At 66.9% G+C, this 15406-nt stretch carries 18 protein-coding genes; 15 read left to right on the top strand and 3 right to left on the bottom strand.

The annotated features are described in order from the left end of the window. Positions 1-76: 76 nt before the first annotated feature. Both WFK98_RS06660 and WFK98_RS06665 read left to right on the top strand, forming a co-directional pair. Positions 77-1273 (top strand): adenosylhomocysteinase, encoded by a 1197-nt coding sequence (locus WFK98_RS06660; protein WP_336799706.1) that lies wholly within the window; start codon positions 77-79, stop codon positions 1271-1273. A gap of 56 nt (positions 1274-1329) precedes the next feature. After that, a complete protein-coding gene (locus WFK98_RS06665) occupies positions 1330-2100 on the top strand; it encodes an IclR family transcriptional regulator (RefSeq protein WP_336799707.1) in 771 nt (256 codons plus the stop codon). Between the two features lie 52 nt (positions 2101-2152). Here WFK98_RS06665 and WFK98_RS06670 read toward each other — a convergent pair whose 3' ends face one another. After that, complete coding sequence (locus tag WFK98_RS06670; protein ID WP_336799708.1) at positions 2153-2779, bottom strand: chloramphenicol acetyltransferase; 627 nt, start codon at positions 2777-2779, stop codon at positions 2153-2155. A gap of 173 nt (positions 2780-2952) precedes the next feature. On the opposite strand from WFK98_RS06670, the gene phnC reads away from it, so the two are divergent. The 4 genes from phnC (at position 2953) to phnE (WFK98_RS06690) (ending at position 6643) form a co-directional block, all read left to right on the top strand. Next, positions 2953-3759: a phosphonate ABC transporter ATP-binding protein gene (gene phnC, locus WFK98_RS06675; RefSeq protein WP_336799709.1), complete on the top strand. Its 807-nt coding sequence runs from the start codon at positions 2953-2955 to the stop codon at positions 3757-3759. Positions 3760-3817: 58 nt separating this feature from the next. After that, positions 3818-4756, top strand: a complete 939-nt coding sequence (gene phnD / locus WFK98_RS06680) for a phosphonate ABC transporter substrate-binding protein (protein WP_266340006.1) — start codon at positions 3818-3820, stop codon at positions 4754-4756. Between the two features lie 115 nt (positions 4757-4871). Further along, entirely contained in the window at positions 4872-5756 is an 885-nt protein-coding gene (phnE, locus tag WFK98_RS06685; RefSeq protein ID WP_336799710.1) for a phosphonate ABC transporter, permease protein PhnE, read from the top strand. Beyond that, positions 5753-6643, top strand: coding sequence for a phosphonate ABC transporter, permease protein PhnE (gene phnE, locus WFK98_RS06690; protein ID WP_336799711.1), 891 nt, complete (start codon positions 5753-5755; stop codon positions 6641-6643). Before phnE (WFK98_RS06685) ends, phnE (WFK98_RS06690) begins: the two co-directional genes overlap by 4 nt. A gap of 196 nt (positions 6644-6839) precedes the next feature. Here phnE (WFK98_RS06690) and phnF read toward each other — a convergent pair whose 3' ends face one another. Further along, positions 6840-7601 (bottom strand): phosphonate metabolism transcriptional regulator PhnF, encoded by a 762-nt coding sequence (gene phnF / locus WFK98_RS06695; protein WP_336799712.1) that lies wholly within the window; start codon positions 7599-7601, stop codon positions 6840-6842. 73 nt (positions 7602-7674) lie between these two features. On the opposite strand from phnF, the gene phnG reads away from it, so the two are divergent. Genes phnG through phnN form a run of 9 tightly spaced genes read left to right on the top strand, consistent with a single transcriptional unit; the run spans position 7675 to position 14513 of the window. Then, the gene (gene phnG, locus WFK98_RS06700) at positions 7675-8163 is read left to right on the top strand and encodes a phosphonate C-P lyase system protein PhnG (RefSeq protein WP_336800308.1); all 489 of its coding nucleotides are present in this window, start codon (positions 7675-7677) and stop codon (positions 8161-8163) included. After that, the gene (gene phnH / locus WFK98_RS06705) at positions 8163-8762 is read left to right on the top strand and encodes a phosphonate C-P lyase system protein PhnH (RefSeq protein WP_336799713.1); all 600 of its coding nucleotides are present in this window, start codon (positions 8163-8165) and stop codon (positions 8760-8762) included. The genes phnG and phnH overlap by 1 nt, the downstream gene beginning before the upstream one ends. 2 nt (positions 8763-8764) lie before the next feature. Next, positions 8765-9859, top strand: a complete 1095-nt coding sequence (locus WFK98_RS06710; protein ID WP_336799714.1) for a carbon-phosphorus lyase complex subunit PhnI — start codon at positions 8765-8767, stop codon at positions 9857-9859. After that, complete coding sequence (locus tag WFK98_RS06715; protein ID WP_336799715.1) at positions 9856-10767, top strand: alpha-D-ribose 1-methylphosphonate 5-phosphate C-P-lyase PhnJ; 912 nt, start codon at positions 9856-9858, stop codon at positions 10765-10767. Before WFK98_RS06710 ends, WFK98_RS06715 begins: the two co-directional genes overlap by 4 nt. Beyond that, entirely contained in the window at positions 10764-11264 is a 501-nt protein-coding gene (locus WFK98_RS06720; RefSeq protein WP_336799716.1) for a GNAT family N-acetyltransferase, read from the top strand. The genes WFK98_RS06715 and WFK98_RS06720 overlap by 4 nt, the downstream gene beginning before the upstream one ends. Then, positions 11261-12049, top strand: a complete 789-nt coding sequence (phnK, locus tag WFK98_RS06725) for a phosphonate C-P lyase system protein PhnK (RefSeq protein WP_336799717.1) — start codon at positions 11261-11263, stop codon at positions 12047-12049. The genes WFK98_RS06720 and phnK overlap by 4 nt, the downstream gene beginning before the upstream one ends. Next, the gene (gene phnL / locus WFK98_RS06730; RefSeq protein ID WP_336799718.1) at positions 12046-12753 is read left to right on the top strand and encodes a phosphonate C-P lyase system protein PhnL; all 708 of its coding nucleotides are present in this window, start codon (positions 12046-12048) and stop codon (positions 12751-12753) included. The genes phnK and phnL overlap by 4 nt, the downstream gene beginning before the upstream one ends. Before the next feature lie 22 nt (positions 12754-12775). Beyond that, positions 12776-13942: an alpha-D-ribose 1-methylphosphonate 5-triphosphate diphosphatase gene (locus WFK98_RS06735; RefSeq protein WP_336799719.1), complete on the top strand. Its 1167-nt coding sequence runs from the start codon at positions 12776-12778 to the stop codon at positions 13940-13942. 4 nt (positions 13943-13946) lie between these two features. Then, on the top strand, positions 13947-14513 hold the full coding sequence (gene phnN, locus WFK98_RS06740; protein WP_336799720.1) for a phosphonate metabolism protein/1,5-bisphosphokinase (PRPP-forming) PhnN: 567 nt from the start codon (positions 13947-13949) through the stop codon (positions 14511-14513). A gap of 30 nt (positions 14514-14543) precedes the next feature. Here the strand turns inward: phnN and WFK98_RS06745 are convergent, their stop codons facing one another. Further along, positions 14544-15332 carry a class I SAM-dependent methyltransferase gene (locus WFK98_RS06745; protein WP_336799721.1) on the bottom strand — a complete coding sequence of 263 codons (789 nt, stop codon included), beginning with the start codon at positions 15330-15332 and terminating at the stop codon, positions 14544-14546. Positions 15333-15406: the final 74 nt, after the last annotated feature.

Here is a 15406-nt window from a genome sequence, read left to right on the forward strand (position 1 = left end):
GGGGAGGGTTCTATTGACTCGATCTCGACAAATATGAAAAAGATTTTTGCATAAGAAATCCGAGTGAGGGGTCGATATGGCGGACACGATGGTGGAGAGCGACCTGGTCGTGCGGGGCGGCAAGCGGATCGACTGGATCCGCTCGCGGATGCGGCTGCTCGCGGGCGTCCGGGCCGAGTTCGAGCGCGAGAAGCCCTTTGCCGGCCTCTCCATCGGCGTCTCGCTGCATCTGGAGCCGAAGACGGCGGTGCTGCTCGAGGTTCTGAAGGCAGGCGGTGCTGCGATCGTCGGCACCGGCAATCATGGCTCGACGCAGGACGACATCGTCGCCGTTCTGCGGGCGCAGGGCATGAACCTGTTCGGCAAGCGCGACGATGACCTCCAGCAGCATCTGGCGAACGTGGCGAAGGTCGTCGCGGCGAAGCCGGACATCCTGCTCGACAATGGCGCCGATCTCGTCGCGCTCGCGATCGAGGCGGGCACCGAAGCCACGATCCGGGGCGGCACGGAGGAGACGACATCGGGCGGCGACCGGCTGCGCGGCGAACTCGCCGGCAAGGTGCCGTTTCCGGTCATCGTCATCAACGACAGCCCGCTGAAGCAGATCGCCGAGAACCGCCATGCCGTCGGCCAGTCGATCGTCGAGAGCTTCATGCGGATCACCAACCTGATGATCCCCGGCCGGCGCTTCGTCGTCGTCGGCTATGGCTGGTGCGGGCGGGGCATTGCGCAATATCTCGATGCGCTTGGCGGTCGCGTCGCGGTGGTCGAGACCGATGCGATCAAGGCCCTGGAGGCGGCCCTCGACGGCTATCGCGTCGGGACGGCCGAGGACCTGGCCCCCTGGGGCGAAGTCTTCATCACGGCGACCGGGCGACCGGGCGTGCTCGGCGCCAAGGCGATCGCCGGGATGCGCTCCGGCGCGGTGCTTGCCAATTCCGGCCACTTTCCCTGGGAGATCGATGTCGCGGCACTTCGGGCCCAGGCGGTCGGCTCGCAACTGGTGGACGATTCGCTGGAGCGGATCGAACTCGCGGATGGCCGCCATGTCGTGCTTGTCGCCGACGGGCGCATGTTCAACCTCGCTGGCCGCGAGCCGAAGGGCAATTCGATCGAATCCATGGACATCGGCTTTATGCTGCAGGCGCTGTCGCTCGCGCGCGTCGCCGGGGCCGGCCGTACGGGACTGGTGCCGGGCGCCCAGCCGGTTCCGGACGACATCAACCAGACGATCGCCCGCCGCATGGTGGCCGAGATGGGAGCGCATCTGTAGAAGCACCCTGTCGCCATCGGCGCGGCAGGATGGAACCTTCGGGAGCGGGCGGTCGGATGACGGACGAAGGCGGGATCGAGAGCCCGAACTATGGCGTACCCGCCCTCGACAAGGCGCTGGATATCCTGGAACTGCTGGCCGGCAGCAAGGAGGGGATGACGCTGGGCGAGATCGCGGCGGCGGTGGATCGCTCGGTCAACCAGATCTACCGGACGCTGGTGACGCTGGAGCGGCGGGGCTATCTGTTCCGCGCCCGTCCGTCCGGGCTCTATTTCCTGTCGCTGATGCTGTTCGAGATCGTGCACCGGCAGGAGCCGATGCGCGGGCTTATCGATATGGCTCTGCCGGCGATGCGCGCCCTCAGCGAGGCGATCGGCCAGTCCTGCAATCTCAGCATCCACGATGCCGGCCGGGTCGTCGTCATCGCTCAGATCGACAGTCCCAGCCCGTTCGGCTTTCGCGTCCGCGCCGGCGCGACCTTTCCGCTGTTCGAAAGCGCCACCGGCCGGCTGCTGATGGCGTTTGAGCCGGATGACGCCAAGGTGCGGTGCTGGCTGCAGGGCGACAGCGAGTCGGCCTTGGAAACGTTGGGGGTTGGTCTCGCGACGATCCGCGAGCGCGGTTTCGAGGAGGAGGCGGACAGCCTGCAACCTGGCGTCACCGACCTGGCCTTTCCGATCCTCTCTCGCGACGGCCGCGTCGTCGCGGCCCTGACCGTGCCCTATGTGACGACGAGCTACAGTCGCCGGCCGATCGCCGATGTCCGTGCAGCGGCCGGGAATGCCGCCGCGGCGATCAACGCGGCGATCCGGGGCGAGGGCGGCTAGAGCGTTTCCGAGCGAAGTGGAGACCGGTTCGCGTGAAGAAAACGCGACCAAACTAGCGCTCGTATTTTTCCAGGAACGCCTCGATTTCGAGGGTACGGAAGTCGGGCAGGGCGAGCCGCAGCGCCTCGTGATCCCAATCCCACCAGGCGAGCGCCAGCAGCCGGTCGGCGATCTCGGCGGGGAAGCGGCGCTTGATCGTTCTGGCGGCGACGCCGACGGCGATCTCATATGGGCCGACATCCTTCGTGACGACGGCGCCGGAGCCGATGATCGCGCCGGTGCCGATCGAGACGCCGGCGAGCACCGTGACGCCGTGACCGATCCAGACGTCGTGGCCGATCGTGCATGGGGTCGAGCGGCGCCAGTCGAAGAACGCGGCTTCGTCGGCTTCGCCCTCGAAATACTTCGAGGCGCGATAGGTGAAGTGGGACTGGCTGGCCCGCCATTGCGGATGGTTGCCCGGGTTGATGCGCACCGCCGCGGCGATCGAGCAGAACTTGCCGATCGTCGAATAGATCACGTCGCCCTGCTCGGAGACGTAGGAATAATCGCCCATCGTCGTCTCGATCATCGACGTTCCGGCGCCGACCTCGGTGTAGCGCCCGAGCGTCGATTGCTCGACGCGGGCGGTCGTGTGGATGGACGGCGTCAGGCCGAGCGGCATCGCGGGAACTCCCATGTGGTGGATCCGGCGATAAGTGGATCCAGATCATGACGCTGCGATGACTAAGCCGGCGAAGCCGATTTATGCTTGATCTGCCGTGTAGTGTTGTTCGGGCCCCAAGTGGAAAAGACCGTCACAAAAGCTTTGCTTCGAAATTGCATGATCCGCCCAATTCGGGAGATCATGACATGTTGGTTCTGGACGGCGTTGCGCGACACTTCAACAACAAGGCAGCCGTCAGCGACGTCAGCTTGACGATCGGCTCCGGTAGCTTTGTCGGCGTGATCGGGCGTTCCGGTGCCGGCAAGTCGACCCTGTTGCGCATGGTCAACCGCCTCGTCGATCCGACGGCCGGCTCCATTCGCTTCGGCGATGTCGATGTCACCAAGCTGAAGGGCCAGGCGCTGCGCGACTGGCGCGCCCGCTGCGCGATGATCTTCCAGCAGTTCAACCTCGTCGGCCGCCTCGATGTCCTCACCAACGTCCTGATGGGCCGCCTGAACACCGTCTCGACGCCGCGTTCGTTGCTGCAGCTCTGGAAGGACGAGGACCGCGCCGTGGCGCTTTCCGCGCTCGAGCAGTTCGATATCTCCCAACTCGCGGCGCAGCGCGCCGACAGCCTTTCCGGTGGCCAGCAGCAGCGTGTCGCGATTGCCCGCGCGCTGGTGCAGGAACCCGAGATCATTCTCGCCGACGAGCCGATCGCCTCGCTCGATCCGCGCAACACCAAGGTGGTGATGGATGCGCTGCTGCGCATCAATCGCCACTACGGCATCACCGTCATGTGCAACCTGCACTCGCTCGATCTGGCCCGCACTTATTGCGACCGGCTGATCGGCATGTCGGCCGGCCGTGTCGTCTTCGACGGCGTTCCCGAAGAACTGACCGAGGATGTCGCCCGCGACCTCTACGGCCTCGAGGCCGATGACGTTCTCGATTTCGACCCGGCGATTTCGCCGGAGCGTTTCCGCGGCGCCGTGCCTGCCGCGGCCTGATCTCAAGACCGAGTTCAAACGGTGCCGGAACGGCACTGCCAACACCTGGAGAATACCCATGCTGAACCGCCGCACGCTTTTCGGCGCCGCTTTCGCAGGCCTCGCGCTTGCCGGTGTCGCTTCGCCCGCTTTCGCCGACTGGAAGGCGGATTTCCCGGAGCTGACCATCGCCGTTATCCCGGCTGAGAACGCCTCGACCACCACCGACCGCTACCAGCCGCTGGCCGACTATCTCGGCAAGCAGCTCGGCGTTCCGGTCAAGCTGGCCGTCGCCACCGACTACGCCGCCGTCATCGAGGCGCAGCGCGCCGGCAATGCCCAGATCGCCATGTACGGCCCGGCCTCCTACGCTCGCGCCGTGCTGACCGGCGTCGAAGTCGACCCGCTGGTCGTTCCGCGCCATTCGAACGGCGCCACCGGCTATTATTCGGTCATCTATACGCTCGCGAACGGCCCCTACAAGTCGATCGACGACCTGAAGGGCAAGACGCTCGCTCTGGTCGATTCCAACTCGACCTCGGGCAACAACGCCCCGCGCTTCTTCCTGCATCGCGATGGCAAGGACGTCGACACGTTCTTCGGCAAGGCGATCTTCGCCGGCAGCCATGACAACGCCGTCCTCGCGCTTGCCCAGGGCACCGTCGACGCTGCTGCCAATTCCTGGAACTCGGAAGACGATTCCAACCTGACCCGCATGATCTCCAAGGGCGTTCTCAAGAATGCCGATGGCAAGCCGATGACGAAGGAAGACTTCCGCATCGTCTTCAAGACCGACTTCCTGCCGGAAGGCCCGTTCTCGGTCCTGTCGGCTCTGCCGGCCGACCTGAAGGCACAGATCAAGCAGGCCTTCCTGGACATGCCGAAGAACGACGCCAAGGCGTTCGCCGGCCTTTCGGACGGCAAGGACACCGAGTTCGTCGCGATCGAGCCGGCAACGCTCCAGCCGATCATCGACATGGTCAAGTTCAACGACGAGCAGCGCAAGAAGGGCTCCTGAGCCCCTTCGAGCCTTTCGGGAGGCGGCCGGTCCATCCGGCCGCCTTTTTCGTAACCGGCCGCATGTCGCGGTTGTCCGTCATGCCCGGCGGATGAAGAACAAGCGGAGACGGCCCTTGGCGACCGCCATTGCAAAGCTTCCGGACCAGCAGGCCGCCGCGCTCAGTCGTGGCTATGCCAGCGCGGTCGCAGCCAAGCGGATGAAGACGCTGGCCGTCCTCGCCGTGCTGGCGGTGCTGATCGTCATCAGCGGCCAGATGGCGGATATCCGCCCCTGGAAGCTGATCGCCAACATCGGCAATTTCGGCTCCTTCATCGGACGCACGCTGCCGACGCTGACGCTGGGCAATCTCTTCCCCGATATCGCCGCCTGGTACTGGAACTTCGGCGCCTGGTTTCGCCTGCTGGTCGAGACCATCCTGATCGCCTATCTCGGCACCTTCCTGGGCGGCATCCTCGCCTTTTGCCTCTGCTTCTTCGCTTCGGCCAACCTCGTCCGCAACAAGGCGACGCGGTTCGTCGCCCGGCGCTTCCTCGAATTCTGCCGCACCGTTCCCGACATCGTCTTCGCGCTGATCTTCGTCATCGCCTTCGGCCTCGGCCCGATGGCGGGCGTCCTGGCGCTGACGATCCACACGGTCGGCGCGCTCGGCAAACTGTTTGCCGAAGTCGTCGAGAACATCGACATGAAACCCGTCGAGGGCCTGCAGGCGACCGGCGCTTCCTGGCTGCAGACGGTGCGCTTCGGCGTGCTGCCGCAGGTCTCGTCCGGCTTCGCCTCCTATGCGCTGCTGCGCTTCGAGATCAACGTGCGCGGCGCGGGCGTGATGGGCTTCGTCGGCGCCGGCGGCATCGGCCAGGAGTTCCTGATCGCCATCCGCAATTTCTACTACACCGACGTCAGCGCCATCCTCCTGATGATCATCACCACCGTGATCCTGATCGATCTCGGCACGGAGCAGGTCCGTCATCGGCTGATCGGCATGGAGCGCATGCGATGAATACGGCTGTCCCCTCGATTTCTCCCGGCAAGCGCGCCATCCGCGAGACGGCGCTGGCCGATCTCGACGGCCTGCGACGACGCCACCCTGGTGCCTTCGCCAAGTCGCCGCTGCGGCGGCTGTTCATGATCGGCCTGCCGGTGGTGATGGTGGCTCTGGCGCTTGCCGCCATGGTCTGGCTCGATTTCTCGCTGGTCAGGATCTGGAACGGCCTGCATCGTCTCGGCCAGTTCGCCATCCTGATGATCCCGCCGGCGCCCGAAGGCCGGTTCATGGCCTTTTCCATCGCGCTCGGCGAAACGCTGGCGATCGCCTTTCTCGGCACGCTGACGGCGGCAATCCTCGCCTTCCCGGTCGCGTTCCTCGCCGCCAAGAACGTCATTCCCAATATCTTCGTGCATTTCGGCGCCCGCCGGACCTTCGACGTCTTCCGCTCGGTCGATACGCTGATCTGGGCGCTGATGTGGATCAACGTCGTCGGCCTCGGCCCGTTCGCCGGCGCGCTGGCGATTGCCTGCGCCGATTTCGGCGCCTTTGGCAAGCTGTTCTCCGAGGCGATCGAGGCGACGGACGGCAAGGCGACCGAAGGCATCGCGGCGTCTGGCGGCAGCAAGGCTCACCAGGTCCGCTTCGGCCTCGTGCCGCAGGTGCTGCCGGTGATCGCGAGCCAGGTGCTCTACTTCTTCGAATCCAACGTCCGCTCGGCGACGATCATCGGCATTGTCGGCGCCGGCGGCGTCGGTGCCTACCTGACCGAACTGATCCGCGTACTGGAACTGAAGCAGGTCGCCTTCCTTATCCTGATGATCCTCGTCACCGTCGCGGTCATCGATTTCATCTCGTCCAAGCTGCGCATGGCGGTGATCGGCAAGTCGAAGATGGTGTGAGGCCGCTCTTGAACCTCCCCCCAGAGGGGAGGTCGAAAACGCGCATGCGTTTTCGGGAAGGGGGGTGGCTGCGCCGTTCAGTCTGAGACCCCTCTCCAAAGCTGGCTCCGGCCAGTTTTGCCCTCCCTCCAGGGGAGGGTTCAAGCCGTGCGTGCTGCTAGACGCCCGCACTCACGCGCTCAGCCAGTGAAAGCACTCAGCTCTCGACCACGAGCTCCGTCCGGTCGGCTGCGAAGGCGGCGCGGGTGAACTGGATCGGCGTGCCGTCCGTATCGACATTGATGCTTTCGACCGTCAGCAGCAGCCGGCCCGGCGCGAGGTCGAGCTTTTGCGCTTCCTCCGCGCCGGCCGGCCGCGCGGAGATCCGCGTTTCCAGGCGGCGATAGTCGCTGACGCCGCAGGCCGAGAGTGCCTGCGTTACCGTTCCCGTGTCGCGATAGGCCGCGACCAGCCCGGCGAAGCGGGGCAGCGGGAAATAGGCATTGCCGAGCGAGATCGGGCTGCCATCCGCCATGCGGACCGTGTCGAGGCGCATCACCGGCGCACCCAACGCAATCGCCAGCGCCTTGGCGACGCCCGGATCCGCCACCGTCTCATAGGCCTCGAGAAGCTTGCCGCCGGCTTCGCGCCCGGCGCGGGAGACGTTTTCCGAGAAGCGGGTGCGGGTGCCGATCGGGTAGGGCATCGGCCTGTCCTCGACGAAGGTGCCGCGTCCCTGCGTTGCCCGCACCAGCCCGCGCGACGCCAGTTCGGCGAGGCTGCGCCGCACCGTATGGCGGTTGACCGCGAAGCGGGTCGCCAACTGGCTTTCGGTCGGAAGCTGCATGCCGGCGCGCAGCCGCTCGCTGCGGATATCCGCCTCGATCTCGTCGGCGATCTGCCGCCAGGCGGCGATGCCGCGGCCGCGGGCGACCTCCGTCACGCCGTTGTCGTCGGCCGGGAGCACTGTGTTTGTCATCAAATCGTCACTGGACCTATTCATGTGGTTGTCTATATCATTAGACAACTCGAATGAGAAGCCTTCGATGATGATGGATCAAATCATGCGACATGAGGCGGCCGGCGCGAAGCCGGCGGAAAATCCCGAGATTGCCGCCCGTCAGGCGGTCATGGCGACCTGCACGGGCGCGACGTGCGTCGAGCTGGAGCAGGCGCTGGCTGCCCTTGGCGACATCCCGCAGGCGACCGACCTGCGCGGCACCGAGAACGGCCTCGTCATGCTGCGCGGCCGGATGGGCGGCGACGGCCGGCCGTTCAATCTCGGCGAGGCGACGGTGACCCGCGCCGCTGTCCGGCTTGCCGATGGCCGCACCGGCTTCGCCTACCAGCTCGGCCGCGACGCCGCCAAGACGCGCGCCGCCGCCATCCTCGACGCCCTCTGGCAGGGCGCGGAACGGACGGCCGTCGAGGCGGCGCTCGCCCCGGCGCGGCAGCGCATTGCCGACGAGGCCGCCGCCAAGGCGCGCCGGGTCGCCGCCACGCGGGTCAACTTCTTCACCATGGTTCGCGGAGACGATTGATGTCAGCCCTCGCCATCACGGCCGGTTTCGCCGATCCGGTCATCGAAGCGCAGGCGCATTTCCACGCGCTGATGAACGCGCTGGCCCGGCCCGGCTCGATCCAGTCTTTCCCGGCCGCCCTCGACGCCCCGGCGCCGCTGACGGCGGAACTCGCCGCCGTCGCGCTGACACTCGTCGACCATGAGGCGACGCTCTGGCTCGACGCGACGCTTGCCGCCGCGAAGCCGGTCGTCGACTACATCCGTTTCCACACCGGCGCGCGCATCGTCGCCGACCCGGCCGACGCCGCCTTCGCCCTGGTGGTCGATGTCGCCGCCATGCCGTCGCTCGCGAGCTTCGCGCAGGGCACGGACGAATACCCGGACCGCTCGACGACGATCATCCTCGCCGCCGCTTCCATCGAGCCCGAGGGCAGCTTTGAACTGAGCGGCCCGGGCATTCAGGATTGCGCACGGATCGGCCTCTCGCCGGTTCCTGCCGATTTCACGGCGCAACTCGCCATCAACCGCGCGCAGTTCCCGCGCGGCGTCGATCTGGTTTTCGCAGGCACGCGCGAAGTCGCGGCGCTGCCGCGCACGACACTCGTTTCGGAGGTCTGATCATGTATGTCGCCGTCAAGGGTGGCGAGCAGGCGATCGACAATGCGCATGGGCTGCTCGCCCATGAGCGTCGCGGTTCGACCTCCATCCCCGACCTCTCTCCCGACCAGATCGAGAGCCAGCTGGCGCTCGCGGTCGACCGCGTCATGGCCGAAGGCTCGCTCTACGATCCGGCACTGGCGGCGCTCGCCATCAAGCAGGCGCGCGGTGACCTGATCGAGGCGATCTTCCTCGTCCGCGCCTTCCGCACGACGCTGCCGCGCTTCGGCAATGCCGAGCCGGTCGATACCGGCGCCATGGCGATCGAGCGCCGCATCTCCGCGACCTTCAAGGATCTGCCCGGCGGGCAGGTGCTGGGGCCGACCTTCGACTACACCCATCGCCTGATCGATTTCATGCTGGCCGCCGGTGTCGAGCCGCCGGCTCCCGTCGAGGTCGAGACCGAGCACGAGGCATCGCCGCGCGTGACGGACTTGCTCGACGGCCAGGGGCTGATCGAGCAGGAACTGCCCGACGACACGGCGGAGGTCGGAGATCTGACCCGCGCGCCGCTCGATTTCCCGGCCGATCGCGACCTGCGCCTGCAGGCGCTGGCGCGTGGCGACGAGGGTTTCCTGCTGGCGCTTGGCTATTCGACCCAGCGCGGCTATGGCCGTACCCATCCCTTTGTCGGCGAGATCCGCTTCGGCGAGGTGATGGCGGAATTCGTGCCGGAAGAGCTCGGCTTCGCCGTGCCGCTGGGTCCGGTCGCCCTGACCGAATGCCAGATGGTCAACCAGTTCCACGGCTCGGCCGAGATCCCGCCGCAGTTTACCCGCGGCTACGGCCTCGTCTTCGGCCAGAGCGAGCGCAAGGCGATGTCGATGTCGCTGGTCGACCGGGCGCTTCGCACCCGCGAGTTCGGCGAGGATGTCGTCGCCCCGGCGCAGGACGAGGAATTCGTCCTCTCCCATTGCGATAACGTCCAGGCGACCGGCTTCGTCGAGCATCTGAAGCTGCCGCACTATGTCGATTTCCAGGCCGAGCTCGGGCTCGTCCGCCAGATGCGCGCCGAATACCAGGCGCGCCAGCAAGAGCTGAAGGAGGCGGCGGAATGAGCGCCGTGGCAGCGCCGCAGGCGAGCGGCTACAACTTCGCCTATCTCGACGAACAGACCAAGAGGATGATCCGCCGCGCGATCCTGAAGGGGATCGCGATCCCCGGCTATCAGGTGCCGTTCGCCAGCCGCGAAATGCCGATGCCCTATGGCTGGGGCACCGGCGGCGTGCAGGTGACGGCGGCGATCATCGGCCCGGACGACGTGCTGAAGGTGATCGACCAGGGCTCGGACGACACCACCAACGCCGTTTCGATCCGCAAGTTCTTCGCCAAGACCGCCGGCGTCGCCACGACGACGGAGACGAAGGACGCGACGATCATCCAGACGCGTCACCGAATCCCGGAGCGCGAGCTGACGGCGAAGCAGACGATCGTCTTCCAGGTGCCGATCCCGGAGCCGCTGCGCTTCCTCGAACCGCGCGAGACCGAGACGCGCAAGCTGCACGCGCTCGCCGATTACGGGCTCATGCATGTGAAGCTCTACGAGGACATCGCCCGGCACGGCCACATCGCCACCACCTACGACTATCCGGTCGAGGTCGCGGATCGTTATGTGATGAACCCGTCGCCGACGCCGAAATTCGACAATCCGAAGATGCACATGTCGCCGGCCCTGCAATTGTTCGGCGCCGGTCGCGAGAAGCGCATCTACGCCGTGCCGCCCTTCACCAAGGTGCGCAGCCTCGACTTCGAGGATCATCCCTTCGAGGTGCAGCGCTTCGACAAGCCGTGCGCGCTCTGCGCGGCGACCAACGTCTATCTCGACGAGGTCGTGCTCGACGATCGTGGCGGCCGGATGTTCGTCTGCTCGGACTCCGACTATTGCGAGGAACGCCGGGCCGAGGGCCATCGCGGCGAGCTTTCCGGTGAGGCGCCGGCGCTGCATGCGGTCGGCGGGGTGGCATGATGGCCGAGATCTCCGTCCGCAAGGCGACCGAGGCCGACCTGCCGGCGCTGCTCGCGCTTTATGGCCAGCCGGACTTCAACAATGGCCGCGTCACCTCGCTTGAGGCGGCGCGGGCGACGCTTGCCCGCATGGCGACCTATCCCGATTTCGCCGCCTACTGCGTCGAGGTAGAGGGCGAGATCGTCGGCACCTTCTCGCTGATGGTGATCGACAATCTCGCGCATTGGGGCATGGCATCGGCGCTGGTCGAGAACGTCGTCGTCGCCAATGGCCATCAGGGCGAGGGCATCGGCCGCGCCATGATCCAGCAGGCGTTCCGGCTGGCCGAGGCGAAGGGCGCCTACAAGGTGGCGCTCTCCTCCAACATCCGTTCGATCCGGGCGCATGCCTTCTACGAGAGCCTAGGCTTCGAGAAATACGGCTTCAGCTTCCGCCTGGAGCCGGTGCCGGCCGAGCCTGCCCTTCAGCCAGAACTCATCGACGGACGTGCATCATGACGGCCAATCTCAACGACAAGCCGCTTCTCTCCGCGCGCAATCTCGGCAAGCATTATGGCCAACGGCTCGGTTGCCGCGACGTGAATTTCGACCTCTACGAAGGCGAGGTTCTGGCCGTGGTCGGTGAATCCGGCTCCGGCAAGTCGACCCTGCTCGGCCTGCTCGCGACCGAACTGGCGCCGACGGCCGGCGCGGTCCACTACCGCATGCGCGATGGCGAGACGCGAAACCTGTTCGACCTCTCCGAGGCCGATCGCCGCTTCCTACTGCGTACCGACTGGGGCTTCGTCCGCCAGGATGCCCGCGACGGCCTGCGCATGGCCGTCTCGGCCGGCGGCAATGTCGGCGAGCGGCTGATGGCGGTCGGTGGCCGGCACTATGGCCGCATCCGCGACACGGCGAGCGACTGGCTCAACCGCGTTGAGATCGAGCCGGAGCGCATCGATGACCTGCCGAAGAGCTTCTCCGGCGGCATGCGCCAGCGCCTGCAGATCGCCCGCAACCTCGTCACCCATCCGCGCCTCGTCTTCATGGACGAGCCGACATCGAGCCTCGACGTCTCGGTGCAGGCGCGCCTGCTCGACCTGATCCGCGGGCTGGTTTCCGAGCTTGGCCTCGCCGTCATCATCGTCACCCACGACCTCGCCGTAGCCCGTCTCCTGTCGCACCGGATCATGGTGATGCGGCAGGGCCGCGTGATCGAGACCGGCCTCACCGACCAGGTGCTGGACGATCCGCGCGAAGCCTACACCCAGCTTCTCGTTTCCTCGGTGCTCGCAGCATGACCCAGAACCTCGTCAGTCTCGAAGGCGTCTCGAAGGCCTTCACCCTGCATCTGCGCGACGGCATGAAGATCAGCGTCGTCGACAATGTCTCGTTCGGCGTGAAGCCGGGCGAATGCGTCGTGCTGGGCGGGCCGTCGGGCGCCGGCAAGTCGTCGATTCTCAAGATGATCTACGGCAATTATCGCTGCGACCAGGGCCGCATCTGGGTCCGCGACGGCGACGAGCAGGTCGATGTCGCCACCGCCGAGCCGCGCCGGATCCTGGCGCTGCGCGGATCGGTGATGGGCTATGTCAGCCAGTTCCTGCGTGTCATCCCGCGCGTCTCCTCGCTCGATATCGTCGCCGGCGCGGCGACCGACAGTGGCGTGGCGCAGGCCGAGGCCTGGGCGCGGGCCGAGCGGCTTCTGACGCTCCTGAACGTGCCGGAGCAGCTCTGGAGCCTGCCGCCGGCAACCTTCTCCGGCGGCGAGCAGCAGCGCGTCAACATCGCGCGCGGCCTCGCGGCGGACCGGCCGATCCTGCTGCTCGACGAACCGACCGCCTCGCTCGACGCGGCCAACCGTGCCGTCGTGGTGCGGCTGATCGAGGAGAAGAAGCGGGCCGGCGCGGCTGTCATCGGCATCTTCCACGACGAGGACGTTCGCGACCATGTCGCCGACCGCATCGTCGACGTCACGGAATTCGCCTCCTCCAGGGCGGCTTGAGCTCAGACCAAACGGGATCGAAATGACCGAACCGACCGAATTCCTGATCGAGAATGCCAGCCTCGTCCTGCCCGATCGTGTGGTGGAGAATGGCTGGATCGCCGTTGCCGGCGGCAAGATCGCCGAGATCGGCGAGGGCAGGGCGCCGGAACGCGGCATCGACATCGCCGGCGATTATCTGGTGCCGGGTCTCGTCGAACTGCACACCGATCACCTCGAGGCGCATTTCGCCCCGCGCCCGCATGTGCGCTGGCATGCGCTTTCCTCTGTCATGGCCTATGACGCGCAGATCGCGGCGGCGGGCATCACCACGGTGTTCGACTCACTCCGCGCCGGTTCCGATGCGGACTCCGCGTCGATCGGCACCGACCTCGCCTTGCTGGCGTCGGCCATCGAGGAGGCGCGCGCCACCGGCCACCTGCGCGTCGATCACCGGACGCATCTGCGTTGCGAGATCGCCTGCGACGACGTCATCGAGCATGTCGAAGCCTACGCCGCGCTCTATCCCGTCGACATGATGTCGCTGATGGACCACACCCCCGGCCAGCGCCAGTTCAAGGATCTGGAGACCTGGCGGCGCTACTACATGCGCAAGAAGCCGATGTCGGACGAGGACGTGAACCGCTTCGTTTCGGCCCGCCTCGAACTGCATGCCAACAATGCCGGCCCGAACCGCCTGAAGCTGGTGGCGATCGCCGCCGCGAAGGGCGCCGTTCTCGCGAGCCATGACGACGCCACGGCCGCGCATGCGGCGGAGGCGGTCGGCAATGGCGTCGCGCTGGCCGAGTTCCCGACGACCCTGGAAGCGGCCGAAGCTCTCAACGATGCCGGCATCAGCGTGATCATGGGCGGCCCGAATGTCGTGCGCGGCGGCTCGCATTCCGGAAATGTCGCAGCCGAAGATCTCGCACGCGCCGGCTTTCTCGATATTCTGTCGTCGGATTATGTGCCTGCGAGTCTGTTGATGTCCGCCTTCGAATTGCCCCGTCGCATTGCCTCGATCGACCTCGCGGCTGCGATCCGCACCGTGACGCAGACGCCGGCGCGCGCCACCGGGCTCTCGGATCGCGGCGCCATCGAGGCTGGCCTGCGCGCCGATCTCGTGCGGGTGCATGTGACCGGCAAGGACAGGGAAAGCCCGACGCCGATCGTTCGCCAGGTCTGGCGCGAAGGCCAGCGGATCTCGTGAGGGCATGATGGGAACGGGCGTATTGGTGGCGGTCGTCGGACCGAGCGGCGTCGGCAAGGACACGCTGATCGGCCATGCCAGGGCATCGCTGGTGAGGGATGACGGCTTCGTCTTCGTCCGCCGCCTGGTGACGCGCGGCGAGAACGCCTTCGAGGACCACGATACGCTCGACGAGGCGGCATTCGCCGAGGGCGTCGAGGCAGGCCGCTTTCCGGTGTCCTGGCGCGCGCACGGCCTCGGCTATGCGCTTCCCGCCGCGACCCTTGAGGCGATCGAGGCCGGCGCAGTCGTCATCTGCAACTTCTCCCGCGGCGCCATCGCGGCGGCGCGGGAGCGCTTCCCCGCAGTGCGTGTGGTGGCGATCTCGGCGCCGGACGCGATCCTCGCGGCCCGCCTGATCGCCCGTGGGCGCGAGACGGAAGAGGGCGTCGCCGCCCGCCTTGCGCGCGAGGCGGTATGCGCCCGCGAGATCGATCCCGATCTCACCATCGTCAATGACCGTCCGATCGAACAATCCGGCGGCGAACTGGTCGCCTATCTGAAGGGGCTGCGGACGACAGCCTCCGCCTGATGCAGCCTCGCCGTGGGGAACTCGGCTTGCTCAGTCCGGCCGGCGTGCCCGAACATGCAGAAAGATCGGCGCGACGCGCGTGTCGGCGATGATCGGCTCCGCGGCGGCCTGCGCCTCGGTCGCCTTTGGCTCGCCGAAGGCTTCGATGGCGAGCCCGGCGCCGACGATCATCGCGACCCAGTCGGTGAGCGTGCGGTGGAAACGCGGGACGCGGAACGGCTCGACCTTGCTGCGCTCCTCGGCCGGCAGGGACGAGAACCACCACGTCTCCACCGCGCCGTTCGTCTCTTCGAAGTAGTCCGCCACCTCGACGGCGCGCGGTATGCCGTCCGCATCGCGGATGTTGCGGCGGCGCGGCGGCACGAAGCAGGGATGCAGGATCGAGAACTGCAGGAAGCCACCGGGGCGCAAGACGCGCCGCGCCTGCTGCAGTACGGTCTGCTGGCTCGGCATGTCCATCAACGACATGAAGGCGGTGGCGAAATCGAAGCTCGCATCGGCGAAGGGCAGGGCCATGCCGTCGCCATGCAGGTAGCGGATGCCGAGTGGCTCGGCCGCTTCGCTCTCCTGCGCGTGGCGGATGAAGGTCGGGGCGATGTCGACCGCCGTCATCCGCGCGCCCCGCTGTGCGAGCTTGCGGGTGTTCGAACCCTCGCCGCAGCCGATGTCCAGCCCCTCGAGGCCGTCGATCGGCGGCAGAATCGCCAGGAAGGCCGGCGTGTTCAGCGCGTCCCGATAGACGTCGTAGCCGGCGCGCGAGTGACGGGTCCAGGCTTCGGCATTGGCTTCCCAATGCGCGGCGACGATCGAAGGGTCCATGGGGCAGCGCCTTCCAGTTCGTGAGGGGCGCGCCTTTCAACAGATCGGGGTCCGGCTGTCAAGCCGGCGGTCGC

Origin of the sequence: Kaistia sp. MMO-174 (assembly GCF_037147815.1) — a bacterium.
Classification (GTDB): domain Bacteria; phylum Pseudomonadota; class Alphaproteobacteria; order Rhizobiales; family Kaistiaceae; genus Kaistia; species Kaistia nematophila.

Excerpts from the sequence above, each read along its gene's own strand:
- phnG (WP_336800308.1), top strand. The coding sequence starts at position 7,675 with ATGGATCAAATCATGCGACATGAGGCGGCCGGCGCGAAGCCGGCGGAA.
- phnC (WP_336799709.1), top strand. The coding sequence starts at position 2,953 with ATGTTGGTTCTGGACGGCGTTGCGCGACACTTCAACAACAAGGCAGCC.
- WFK98_RS06665 (WP_336799707.1), top strand. The coding sequence starts at position 1,330 with ATGACGGACGAAGGCGGGATCGAGAGCCCGAACTATGGCGTACCCGCC.
- phnK (WP_336799717.1), top strand. The coding sequence starts at position 11,261 with ATGACGGCCAATCTCAACGACAAGCCGCTTCTCTCCGCGCGCAATCTC.
- phnD (WP_266340006.1), top strand. The coding sequence starts at position 3,818 with ATGCTGAACCGCCGCACGCTTTTCGGCGCCGCTTTCGCAGGCCTCGCG.
- phnN (WP_336799720.1), top strand. The coding sequence starts at position 13,947 with ATGATGGGAACGGGCGTATTGGTGGCGGTCGTCGGACCGAGCGGCGTC.
- WFK98_RS06735 (WP_336799719.1), top strand. The coding sequence starts at position 12,776 with ATGACCGAACCGACCGAATTCCTGATCGAGAATGCCAGCCTCGTCCTG.
- WFK98_RS06720 (WP_336799716.1), top strand. The coding sequence starts at position 10,764 with ATGATGGCCGAGATCTCCGTCCGCAAGGCGACCGAGGCCGACCTGCCG.
- WFK98_RS06660 (WP_336799706.1), top strand. The coding sequence starts at position 77 with ATGGCGGACACGATGGTGGAGAGCGACCTGGTCGTGCGGGGCGGCAAG.
- phnL (WP_336799718.1), top strand. The coding sequence starts at position 12,046 with ATGACCCAGAACCTCGTCAGTCTCGAAGGCGTCTCGAAGGCCTTCACC.
- phnF (WP_336799712.1), bottom strand. The coding sequence starts at position 7,601 with ATGACAAACACAGTGCTCCCGGCCGACGACAACGGCGTGACGGAGGTC.
- phnH (WP_336799713.1), top strand. The coding sequence starts at position 8,163 with ATGTCAGCCCTCGCCATCACGGCCGGTTTCGCCGATCCGGTCATCGAA.
- WFK98_RS06670 (WP_336799708.1), bottom strand. The coding sequence starts at position 2,779 with ATGGGAGTTCCCGCGATGCCGCTCGGCCTGACGCCGTCCATCCACACG.
- WFK98_RS06745 (WP_336799721.1), bottom strand. The coding sequence starts at position 15,332 with ATGGACCCTTCGATCGTCGCCGCGCATTGGGAAGCCAATGCCGAAGCC.
- phnE (WP_336799711.1), top strand. The coding sequence starts at position 5,753 with ATGAATACGGCTGTCCCCTCGATTTCTCCCGGCAAGCGCGCCATCCGC.
- WFK98_RS06710 (WP_336799714.1), top strand. The coding sequence starts at position 8,765 with ATGTATGTCGCCGTCAAGGGTGGCGAGCAGGCGATCGACAATGCGCAT.
- WFK98_RS06715 (WP_336799715.1), top strand. The coding sequence starts at position 9,856 with ATGAGCGCCGTGGCAGCGCCGCAGGCGAGCGGCTACAACTTCGCCTAT.